Genomic DNA, 11,427 nt, shown 5'->3' with positions numbered 1-11,427 from the left:
CACATTACCCATTGAGAAGGATATAATCCTCTGTTAAATCAACAAACGCCTTCAAAGCAGGAGACATCCATTTATTTTTATGCCAGAATAGTTGGATTTTCGTTGTGAGACAGGGTCCCATCCAATTGATTTTAATCATATGGCCTTCTGTTATTTCTCTTTTTATAGAAATTTCGGGAAGTACAGCAATTCCTAAACCAGCCATTACACATTTTTTTATGGCTTCTACATCTGCTAGTTCTAGTTTACTTCTCGGTTTTGCTCCTGCCTGTGTCAAAGAGTGTTCGAAGGCATAACGATAATCGCAGTCTTCGGTTAACAACAATCTTTGCTCGTCTAAATCGATAGGATATACTTTTTGTTTTTTGCTCAATGGATTTGTTGGACAGCATACAATCGCCATCGGTTCATCTTTTAATTCTTTTACAATTAAATGTGAGGATACGACAGGATTCATCGATAATAGGGCGACATCAATTTGTCCTTCCAGTAATAGATTTAAAACATCCTTTTCAGCTATTCCGGGACGAAAAATCAGTTCTACTTTAGGATACGTTGTTTGAAAGTCCGTTAAAATATGAGGAAGTCGATAGGTACATTGTGTTTCAGATGCACATATTCTCAAAATGCCGCTTGGCTCACTCATCCCACCAACAGCCTCTAATGCTTCTCCTGTTAAACCTAAAATCTTATCCGTATAATCTTGAAACTTCATGCCAGCTTCTGTTAAAATGACCCTTTTTCCAAGCCTTTCAAATAGAGGGGTTCCTAGCTCTTCTTCTAATGCAGCGATATTTGCCGTGATACTAGATTGAGCATAGCCAAGTATTTGTGCTGTTTTTGTAAAGTTTAATACTTTTGATGCTGTTTGGAACATCATCAGTTGCTTTATTTCCAACGTCAATCCCTCCTAAATCGGATGAGCCGATTGATGCAATCAGAAAACTTCTATAGATAGATCATAACATTTTTACTATGATAAAAGTAGGCGCTTTCATTATTTAGAATGTTCAGATTTTACAGGGGGGATGGCTTTGTTTGAAACGATTGTCAATTCAATAAATGACTTTTTATGGACATATATTTTAGTCGTTATGTTAATAGGGATTGGAATCTACTTTACGGTGAGAATGAAGTTTATGCAAATTGTCTTACTAAAAGAGATCTTCCGTTCTATTTTTGAAAAAGCCCCAAAAATAAAAGGGAGTCAAGACATTTCTTCAATGCAAGCTTTCTTTATCGGAGCAGCGACGAGGATTGGAACTGGAAATATGGCAGGTGTTGCTATTGCCATTACAGTTGGTGGTCCTGGAGCTATTTTTTGGATGTGGTTTGCAGCAGTTTTAGGGGGAGCTTCTGCATTTGTCGAAAGCACACTCGCTCAAATATATAAAGTGAGAACAAGTGATGGTTTTAAAGGGGGACCAGGCTATTATATTCAAAAGCAATTTGGACTGAAATGGCCGAGTAGGATCTTTGCCTTTTCTGTTATTCTTAGTTTTGGCTTAATTTTTAATGCAGTACAAACGAACACCATCACAAATGCCTTTCGATATTCATTTGGTATCAGTCCAATTGGTATGGGGGTATTCGTAACCATTCTTACGGCGCTCATCATTTTTGGTGGTGTAAAGAGAATTGCCCGCTTTACCCAAATCATTGTGCCAATCATGTCCTCGTTTTATATTATCTTAGCACTTTATGTGATTGTGACAAATATCGCTGATGTACCCGCAGCATTAACAAGTATTATGAAAAGTGCGTTTGGATTAGAGCAAATGGTTGGAGGCGGAATCGGCGCTGCAATAATGAACGGTGTCAAACGCGGTTTGTTTTCCAATGAAGCAGGAATGGGAAGTGCGCCAAATGCCGCTGCTGCTGCCCATGTTTCACACCCAGTAAAACAAGGGTTTGTTCAATTATTAGGCGTATTTTTTGATACATTAGTTGTTTGTAGTTGTACAGCATTTATTATTATGCTATCAACAGTAGAAACAGCAGGTGATTTGTCAGGTATTGAAATTACTCAAGCTGCAATGGCGCAGCATTTCGGTTCTTGGGCTAGTATTTTCTTAGCATTTGCGATCTTTACTTTTGCATTTAGCTCTATTGTAGGTGGCTACTATTACGGTGAAGCCAATATCGGTTTTATTCATAACACTGTATCCGCGCTATTCGTGTATCGAATCACTGTTTTAATGATGATCATGTTTGGTGCTCTCGCCAACTTACAAATCGTTTGGACGTTAGCGGACTTGTCGATGGCAATTATGGCTATTGTTAACTTGGTTGCCATTGCGATTTTAGGCAAATTTGCTTTTGCGGCTCTAAATGATTACATGGGACAAAGAAAGGTAGGAAAGAACCCTGTTTTTTACGCTTCTACCATTCCAGGTTTAAAAGGAATAGAATGGTGGGGAGCAGAAAAACAAGCGATTAAATCAACAAATGAAGGGGTAGAAAATCAATGATAAATTTTGAATATGATTGTCATACGAAAATGATCATGGGGACTGGAAAATCTAAAGATATTGCCTCTATTGTAGAGGACATTGTATTGCCTAGTGCTACAATTATGATTGTGACTGACCCTGGTGTAAAAAGCGCAGGATTGGTGACGCCTATTGAAGCATATTTACAAGAAGCTGGTTATTCCGTTGTCGTCTTTGATCAAGTATCACCAAACCCAAGAGATCATGAATGTCTAACGGGTGCAGAGCTCTTTAGAAAAGTACAAGCATCAGCGGTTATTGCGATTGGTGGAGGAAGCCCAATGGATACGGCAAAAGCCATTGCTTTATTAGGTCCAAATGGCGGTAATCCTGAAGAGTATATAGCAGGCAAGAAAGCGTACACAAATGTATCACCCTTAATTTGTATTCCAACCACGGCTGGAACTGGCTCTGAGGTGACCCGTTCATCTGTGATTACGTTAGCTTCTTCACATAAAAAAATCACCTTAAAACATGCCTTGCTTCGACCAACTATTGCGATTTTGGATCCTGCTCTTACTTCTACGGTGCCAAAAAGTATAACAGCGGCAACAGGTGTTGATGCACTGGTCCATGCGATTGAAGGCTATACATGTAAAGAAACAAACCCTATTTCTAAGGCGATGGGGGCAAGCGCAATGAAAACCATTGTGACCTATTTACCGAAGGCGTATGAAGACGGATCTGATTTAGAAGCAAGATACAAAATGCAGGAAGGCAGTTTACTCGCTGGCTTATGCTTCGGTTCCGCTGATGTAGCAGCCGTGCATTGTTTAGCCGAAGCGCTCGGCAGTCTTTATGATACGCCTCATGGTATCGCAAATGCTGTATTTTTACCTTATGTCATACAATTTAATGCAGCTGAAAACAAATCATTGCACATAGAGCTTGCAAACATTATGGGCTTTGCAGATAAAACGGATGCAGAAGATGTGGCGATTCAAAAATTAATGGATGGTATGTATACATTCACAAAGAATTTAGGTATTCCATCACTAAAAGAATTATCTTATGTAAAAGTAGAGGATTTTGAAAAAATGGCTCAACTAGCAGAACAAAATAACTCTACAAAAAGCAATGTTCGTGCCGTTACGAAAGCGGACTACTTAGATATACTAAAGGCTGCTTTTTCATATAGTCATACAGAAAAAGAGCCGAATAGAATGACTGAATGATAAACACAAACTTTCCCAGACTTTACACAAGAAGCAAACGACTATGTCGTCAATATGGAGAATTACAAATATACCACCCTCCTAATGTATGATTTAGGTGGTGGTTTTTCTATGTCCCATTTGACTAGGTATCGTGTATACATGAGTGGTATGATAGACGACAACATCTCATGAGAGAAAGGATAGGATAAACGATGAATTTTCACAATAAAACAGTTGTCATCACTGGCGCAGCCAATGGAATTGGTGAGTCGATCGCGTATGGCTATGCGAAAGAAGGGGCGCGTGTTGTGCTTGCGGATATTGACGAAGAGAAGGGCAAGCGCTTGGAAGATCAGCTGAAAAAGGAGTCCTTTGAGGCTTTTTTTAAAAAAACGGATGTGAAACAAGAGAAGGATATTCAAGACATCATGTCGGCTGCTGTGGCTCGTTATCAAACGATCGATATTCTCATCAATAATGCAGGGGTTATGTGTACAAAATCGCCTTATGAGCTAACGGTTGATGAGTTTGATCATGTGCTGCATACAAACCTACGAGGTGCTTTTTTATGTGCAAGGGAAGCGGCACGTTATATCAAAGAGAATCCAAACGGCGGTTCCATTGTGAATATTTCATCTACCCGTGCGACCATGTCAGAGCCTCATACAGAAGCGTATGCTGCATCAAAAGGCGGGATATCAGCACTTACTCATGCGCTGGCTGCTTCTTTTAGTCAGGATCACATAACAGTAAACAGCATTTCCCCTGGGTGGATTGAAACGAAGGATGAGAAAAATTTGCGAGAAATTGATCATCAGCAGCACCTTTCCAATCGAGTAGGAACGCCAAAGGATATTGTCAAAGCTTGTTTTTATTTAACAGATGAAGACAATCAATTTGTGACAGGAACAGATTTGGTTGTTGATGGCGGCATGACTAGAAAAATGATTTATGCGGATTAACATGAAAAAAAACATTGACGCCTTGACGGAGGCGCAGTACAATATGTAACAATTCAGCTGAAGATCGTGATGAAAAAAAGATAAAGCATAAATAGAGAAGAGTATGTAATGGCTGCCTCACACAGAGAACTCCGTAAAGCTGAGAAGGAGCTGGGAAGCGTTACAGAACCAAGCCTCTTAGCTCTGTACCGGATTCATTGTGATGGTGGTGCAGCGGCATTCTTCCGTTATAGAGAAGGGTTAGCGATAACCTGCTGAGGTTCATCTGGTAACAGGTGAATGAACTGAGGTGGCAACGCGGAGTCAATCCCGTCCTCAAGACAGAAATGTCTTGGGGGCGGGATTTTTTTTGATGACAAAAAGGAGGGCACTACGATGAAAAAACATTGGCGGGATATGAGCATGTTACTTGGAGCGATTGGTATTGCGAACATAGGAGAATGGATTTATATGATTGCTCTCCACCTGCTGATTTTTCAGGAAACGGGCTCCGTTCTTGCTGTAACAGCCGTCTATATGTTAAGACCTGTCTCGGCTCTTTTAACAAATAGCTGGTCTGGTAGTTTAGTAGATAGACTGAATCAGCGGAATGTCATGATCAGTCTAGATCTATGCCGGGCCGTTCTGATTGCTTGTTTACCCTTTGCCTTATTTTCAGGCCACTTATTGATCGTATATGTGATGCTATTTCTCATTCATATGGCACAAGCCATGTTTCATCCAGCTTCGATGGTGTATATGACAGCACTAATCCCGGCGGATAAACGAAAACGGTTTAATGCCATTCGATCTTTGCTTCAGTCTGGTGGATTTTTACTCGGACCCGCCGTAGCAGGGCTGCTTTTTCTCATTGGTACACCAGTCCTTTCAATTTATGTAAATGCAATCTGCCTTTTGATATCTGCTGTTTTGACGATGTGTTTACCGATTTTGTCAAAAGCAGACGGGGCACAAAAGGGCTTTTCTCTCTCGGTATTAAAGGAAGATGCAAAACTTGTCTTTCATTTCAGTCTCACATCCCGTCAAGTGATGGCCGTGTATTTATTATTTAGTGCTGCCATCACGGTGCTGCCGACTGCGATTGACTCACTTGAAGCAGCTTTTGCAAAGGAAGTGCTGATGTTGACCAATACCGAATATGGGTTTCTTGTCAGTGTAGCTGGAGCAGGGATTATCGCAGGGGCATGTCTCAATACGGTCATTGTCGAAAGGCTGCCTGTTTCAGTGATGCTTGCTGCGGGGAGTTTGTTTGTGGCTTTTGGATACTTGATCTATGCTTTTTCAAGCACATTGACTGTCGCAGCAGCTGGCTTTTTTGTTCTCGCTTTCTTTTTAGCATTTGCAAACACCGGTTTTATGACTTTTTATCAAACGAATATCCCGGTAGAGGTCATGGGGAGAGTGGCAAGTTTTTATGCGTTATGTGAAGCAGTTCTGACGATGATCATGACAGGAATATGCGGCGTATTGGCGCATGTTTTATCGATACGTACTTCTGTCATAATTGGCTGCCTATGTATGCTTCTTATTTGTCTGTTGCTATGTTTTGTCATTTTTCGTCCATTGACTGTCAAAAAAATAGTGCATCTTACTTAGAAAATTAAAAAAATTATGTTATCATTATTTAAGTAAGTTAATTAAATTGATGAGAAAAGGAGTCTTACAAATGAAAGCACTACGCTGGCACGATCAAAAGGACATTCGACTAGAGGAAATTGACGAACCAACAGTTGCTCCAGGAAAAGTGAAACTGAAAGTAAAATGGTGCGGCATTTGTGGTAGTGATTTACATGAATATTTAGGCGGACCGATCTTCATTCCTGTGAACGAACCTCATCCACTTACAAAAGAAAAAGCACCCATTACACTGGGACACGAGTTCTCTGGTGAAATTGTAGAAGTTGGAGAAGGTGTGAGTAATTACAAAGTAGGCGATCGAGTGGTTGTTGAACCTATTTTTGCAACTCACGGGCACCAAGGTGCTTACAACTTAGATGAAAACATGGGCTTCTTAGGACTTGCTGGTGGCGGTGGAGGATTCTCTGAATATGTATCTGTCGATGAAGAATTACTTCATTTGTTACCAGACGAAATTTCATATGAGCAAGGTGCACTTGTTGAACCTTCTGCAGTTGCTTTATATGCGGTTCGTTCTAGTAAAGTGCAAGCTGGGGATACAGCAGCTGTGTTTGGCTGTGGACCAATCGGTTTACTTGTCATTGAAGCATTAAAAGCAGCTGGTGCTACTGACATTTATGCAGTGGAATTATCAAAAGAGCGCCAAGAAAAAGCAAAAGAACTTGGAGCGATCATTGTAGATCCTTCTCAGTATGAAGATGTTGTTCAAGAAATCGCACGCCGTACAAATGGTGGAGTCGATGTTTCTTTTGAAGTGACAGGTGTACCTGTTGTATTGAAGCAAGCAATCCAATCAACTAGAATTTCAGGTGAGACAGTCATTGTAAGTATTTGGGAAAAAGGCGCAGAAATTATGCCGAATGACATTGTCATTAAAGAACGTACAGTCAAAGGAATCATCGGCTACAGAGATGTTTTCCCATCTGTATTAAACTTAATGAGAAAAGGCTATTTCTCTGCAGACACACTCGTCACGAAGAAAATCAAGTTGGACGATGTGATCGAAGATGGTTTCCATGCATTAATCAATGAAAAAGATCAAGTGAAAATTTTAGTCAGTGCTGAATAAGTAGGACGATAAAGAGAATGGCAGATGCCGTTCTCTTTTTTTTATAAGAGCATGCGATTTTTCATAAAGAGGGCATCGGCTGAATAGTGATAACTGCAAAGGTTTTTGTAAATAAAGGAGATGACATCATGTTTTATCACATTAAAGAACTGCAATATGAAGCAAAGCCCTCTAAGCCGGACCCTCTTTATGCGAAAAAATTACAAGAGGTGTTAGGCGGTCAATATGGAGAAATCAGCGTGATGATGCAATATTTATTTCAAGGGTTTAACTGCCGAGCGGATCAAAAATATAAAGATTTGCTCCATGACATTGGAACGGAGGAAATCGGTCATGTCGAAATGCTGGCAACGATGATTGCTCGATTACTTGATAATGCCCCAGTTAAAGAACAAGAAGAAGCGTATCAAAGTGATCCAGCACTTGCAGCCGTCATGGGCGGAATGAATCCTCAACATGCAATTGTTGCAGGATTAGGGGCAATGGCAGCAGATAGTCAAGGGTATCCGTGGAATGCAAAATATATCATTGCAAGTGGAAATTTAATGGCTGACTTCCGGGCAAATTTGAACGCGGAGTCACAAGGCAGACTTCAGGTTACACGGCTTTATGAAATGACCGATGACCGCGGAGTGAAGGATATGCTCTCCTTTCTCATTGCTCGTGATACATATCATCAAAATATGTGGCTGGCTGCAATTAAGGAATTGGAAGAACGAGAAGGGGATGTCGTTGTTCCAACCACCTTCCCGCGCTCACTGGAAAAACAGCAAGTATCCTATGATTTGTTTAACTTCTCAAGAGGAGAAGAAAGCAAAGAAGGCAGATGGGCACATGGCCGAAGTATGGATGGAAAGGGAGAATTCAGATATATTTCTGCCCCTGTCGTGTTCGGCTCTGCGCCTAAACTCAAACCAGCACCGAAAGAACTATATAACACACCGAAAAAAGGGGAATAAAAAAGTCGATCAGGGTTTGTACCTGATCGGCTTTTTTAACGTCCAAGAGATTTTCCGTACACGCTGACTCGTTTCTCTAACAAAGCAAAAGCGAGTTCAAAGAAAATACTAAGCATCCAATAGATCAAAGCAGAGACAAGATACGTTTCTAAAAATTTGTAGCCGTCATTTGCAATGATGCGAGAGATCCCCATGATTTCCAGTACACCAATTGTAAACGAAAGGGATGTGGCTTTTAACAGCTGAATGAGCTGATTCCCTAGGTTTGGCAGGGCAACCACAAACGCTTGCGGTAAAATAATGCGAATCATCGCCTGTCTGGTGGTCATGCCAACGATTTTCGCCGCTTCAAGCTGCCCTCTGTCTACCGCAAGGAGTGCGCTACGGACCACTTCTGTTAAATGTGCGGCTGAATGCAGGCTGAAGGTGATAAGGGCAACGGTAAGCGGGGAGACCATATCCGGGTGAAAGGTCAACCCAAAAGTGCTATTCATTTTGGTCAGAACAAATGGAATGCCATAAAAGAAAGCAAACAACTGAACAATGAGAGGTGTTCCTCTAAAAAATGAGACATAGAGCGTGACCAGCTGGCGGAGCACAGGGATACGAAAGAGGCGAATGAAAGCAAAAACAGATCCAATCAAAAGGCTCACAGCCATAGAAACAAGTGCAATCAATAAGGTAAAGGGAACGCCTTTTAGAATATGTGGTATTTGGTCAATCGCAAATGATATATCAATGGTTTGCATCAAATCGCCTCCTTAGCGTGACAGGCTGGTGCGGCCTTTCACAAATTTTCTTTCCAGTAGCATCGTGATCAGTTCAATACTGATGCAAATCAGCCAATACACAATTGCAATGATGACGTACACTTCAAACATCCCTATCCCGTAGTTATTGCCTAGGATGATTTTGACCTGTCCCATCATATCAATGAGTCCGATTGTAAATGCAATGGCGGTATCTTTCACGAGATCAATGGTGTAATTTCCGAGGTTCGGAAGTGCAATGAGAAAGGCTTGCGGAATAATGATCCTCATTAATGCCTGTGTATCTGTCATCCCAACAATGTAAGCTGCTTCAAGCTGATCTTTCCCAACAGAGGAATATGCACTGCGAAAGACTTCAGATAAATAAGCGCCCGTATGTAACGAGAATGTGATCATCACAAATAACACACGATCCCAATGATTGATTTGAATTCCGGCCATGAGTAAAAGCTGAGGCAGGCCAAAATAAATCAGAAATAACTGAACAATGAGCGGCGTACTTCGTGTAAATGACAAATAAATGACCGCCAATTGTTTCAGCACTGGAATTTGTTTGATTCGAATGTAAGCAAACAGCAATCCGATGATGATGGCAAAAAACAATGACACCACAATCATCAGAAATGTGAGTGGCAGACGATCCACCACTTGTAAAAAGATTCTTAGCCAATCTCCAGCTGTAAACGTCATGGCGATTCCTTCCTTTCTTCATATTGATAGCCTTGCTCTGATATATAGTCAATATCTTGAAAGAAATCAACGCCAAACCATTTCTTCGCAAGGTCAGGTAATGTTCCGTCTTCTATCATCTCTTGTGTCACTCGGTCCAATTGTGATGCTAGTTTCTTTTGACTAGGCTGTAAGACAAGATAAATAGGTTCCTTTGAGACAATGCCGCCCACTTTGACTTTCAGGTGAAGATGTTTTTGAATCGTATCAAAGGTCGAAATATTCATAAAAGCCGCATCGGACCGTCCACTTTCGACTCGTTTTAAATTGAGTTCGTTTGAAGGGCTTTCAATGGTCGTGAGCGGAATTTTCCGATCATTTTCTTCATTATATTGATTTAATATGGAACGAAGGCCGCCGCTAGGACTGACGGGAGCGAGCTTTTTTGATGTCATATCGTCTAGAGATTCAATATCTTGCTCTGATTCATTCACAATTAAACCTGTCATCGAATAGCCGTATGGAACCTTAGGATAAAGAAAGCGTTTTTCACGTTCAGGATTACTAAAAAACCAATTAGCCGCCATTTCAAATTTCCCAGCGCCGATCCCAATTAAATTGGATTCTTCCTCGCCAAAGATATAATCAAAATGAATGTGTGGCAAACGTTTCTCGACTTCATTTAAATAATCGATGTTATAGCCAATCGGCTCGTTGCGGTCATTTGTGGCTAAAAAAGGCGGATTGACTTCTGCGCTTAGTGCGACTTTGACAATTTGTCTGCCGTCATCTGTTGTCGTTTTCACACTGCTGCAGCCAATGAGAGAGAGGAGAAACAGAAGGATACTAGCGGCGGTGAATAAAGTCTTGCGCTTCATCTGTCTTCCTCCAATCCTTGCCACATCCCGCGATGAATTCTTGATAAAAATTGTTTCGTTCGTTCATGCTGAGGCTTCATCAGGACGTCTTCTGGTGAGCCTTTTTCAACGATTTCCCCATCTGCCATAAAGATCACTGTATCCGCTACATCTTTTGCAAACGAGATTTCATGCGTCACAATGACCATCGTCATTCCTTGGCTCGCAATATCTTTCATCATTTCAAGGATTTCTCCGACCATCTCTGGGTCCAGTGCGGACGTTGGTTCATCAAACAAAAGCACCGCAGGATTCATGGCAAGCGCACGAGCAATCCCAATCCGCTGCTGTTGACCCCCGGATAATTCACTTGGAAACGCATCTTTTTTATGAAGCAGCCCAATTCGCGTTAACAATTGCTCTCCGATTTTTTCCGCCTCTTTTTTAGACATGTTTTGAGACACAATCAATCCTTCTGTGATGTTTTCGAGTGCTCGTTTATTTTGAAACAAGTGATAATGCTGAAACACCATAGACGATTGCTGTCTGAGTTTTAGAAGATCTTTTTTTCGATATTGTTCAAATTGAATCGTGGCTTCTCCAACTGTCAGCGTTCCTTTGTCTGGGATATCAAGGCTGTTTAAACTGCGGAGAAGGGTTGTTTTTCCTGATCCGCTCGGTCCAATAATGGCGACCACTTCACCTTCTTGTACGGTGAAATCAATTCCTTTTAACACATGAGTTGACCCATAGGATTTATGTAGATTAGTAGCAGAAATCATAAAAGCATCACGTTCCTTTGACATATGTACTTAATATTGATAAAATTTAACACATTAAATCCTATAAGTAAA

The 11,427-nt window shown here is 41.0% G+C and carries 11 protein-coding genes and 1 other annotated feature; of the genes, 6 read left to right on the top strand and 5 right to left on the bottom strand.

The features are described from left to right. Positions 1–4: 4 nt before the first annotated feature. A complete protein-coding gene (locus LCD32_RS11675; protein WP_017367678.1) occupies positions 5–898 on the bottom strand; it encodes a LysR family transcriptional regulator in 894 nt (297 codons plus the stop codon). A 130-nt stretch (positions 899–1,028) separates the two neighbouring features. On the opposite strand from LCD32_RS11675, the gene LCD32_RS11670 reads away from it, so the two are divergent. The 6 genes from LCD32_RS11670 to LCD32_RS11645 all read left to right on the top strand — a co-directional run bounded on the left by LCD32_RS11670 (position 1,029) and on the right by LCD32_RS11645 (position 8,277). Next, complete coding sequence (locus tag LCD32_RS11670) at positions 1,029–2,471, top strand: alanine/glycine:cation symporter family protein (RefSeq protein WP_050827486.1); 1,443 nt, start codon at positions 1,029–1,031, stop codon at positions 2,469–2,471. Next, positions 2,468–3,667: an iron-containing alcohol dehydrogenase gene (locus tag LCD32_RS11665; RefSeq protein ID WP_224563822.1), complete on the top strand. Its 1,200-nt coding sequence runs from the start codon at positions 2,468–2,470 to the stop codon at positions 3,665–3,667. Before LCD32_RS11670 ends, LCD32_RS11665 begins: the two co-directional genes overlap by 4 nt. A 194-nt stretch (positions 3,668–3,861) precedes the next feature. Further along, a complete protein-coding gene (locus tag LCD32_RS11660; RefSeq protein ID WP_007501410.1) occupies positions 3,862–4,611 on the top strand; it encodes a glucose 1-dehydrogenase in 750 nt (249 codons plus the stop codon). Between the two features lie 79 nt (positions 4,612–4,690). Then, positions 4,691–4,931, top strand: a binding site (T-box leader). A 55-nt stretch (positions 4,932–4,986) separates the two neighbouring features. Continuing rightward, positions 4,987–6,207: an MFS transporter gene (locus LCD32_RS11655; RefSeq protein WP_224563819.1), complete on the top strand. Its 1,221-nt coding sequence runs from the start codon at positions 4,987–4,989 to the stop codon at positions 6,205–6,207. A gap of 70 nt (positions 6,208–6,277) precedes the next feature. Next, positions 6,278–7,318, top strand: coding sequence for a 2,3-butanediol dehydrogenase (locus tag LCD32_RS11650; protein WP_008342621.1), 1,041 nt, complete (start codon positions 6,278–6,280; stop codon positions 7,316–7,318). A 128-nt stretch (positions 7,319–7,446) separates the two neighbouring features. Further along, positions 7,447–8,277 (top strand): manganese catalase family protein, encoded by an 831-nt coding sequence (locus LCD32_RS11645; protein WP_007501404.1) that lies wholly within the window; start codon positions 7,447–7,449, stop codon positions 8,275–8,277. A gap of 35 nt (positions 8,278–8,312) precedes the next feature. Here the strand turns inward: LCD32_RS11645 and LCD32_RS11640 are convergent, their stop codons facing one another. The 4 genes from LCD32_RS11640 to LCD32_RS11625 are packed head-to-tail and all read right to left on the bottom strand — an operon-like array spanning position 8,313 to position 11,355. After that, positions 8,313–9,026: an amino acid ABC transporter permease gene (locus LCD32_RS11640; RefSeq protein WP_008342619.1), complete on the bottom strand. Its 714-nt coding sequence runs from the start codon at positions 9,024–9,026 to the stop codon at positions 8,313–8,315. A 12-nt stretch (positions 9,027–9,038) separates the two neighbouring features. Then, positions 9,039–9,737, bottom strand: a complete 699-nt coding sequence (locus LCD32_RS11635) for an amino acid ABC transporter permease (protein WP_035702654.1) — start codon at positions 9,735–9,737, stop codon at positions 9,039–9,041. Further along, positions 9,734–10,594 (bottom strand): amino acid ABC transporter substrate-binding protein, encoded by an 861-nt coding sequence (locus tag LCD32_RS11630; RefSeq protein WP_065460748.1) that lies wholly within the window; start codon positions 10,592–10,594, stop codon positions 9,734–9,736. Before LCD32_RS11630 ends, LCD32_RS11635 begins: the two co-directional genes overlap by 4 nt. After that, the gene (locus tag LCD32_RS11625; RefSeq protein WP_024718348.1) at positions 10,591–11,355 is read right to left on the bottom strand and encodes an amino acid ABC transporter ATP-binding protein; all 765 of its coding nucleotides are present in this window, start codon (positions 11,353–11,355) and stop codon (positions 10,591–10,593) included. Before LCD32_RS11625 ends, LCD32_RS11630 begins: the two co-directional genes overlap by 4 nt. Between the last annotated feature and the right edge of the window lie 72 nt (positions 11,356–11,427).

It is taken from the genome of Bacillus sp. RSS_NA_20, from assembly GCF_020165915.1.
Lineage (GTDB): Bacteria > Bacillota > Bacilli > Bacillales > Bacillaceae > Bacillus > Bacillus altitudinis.
This window is presented reverse-complemented; position numbering and strand designations above follow the sequence as displayed.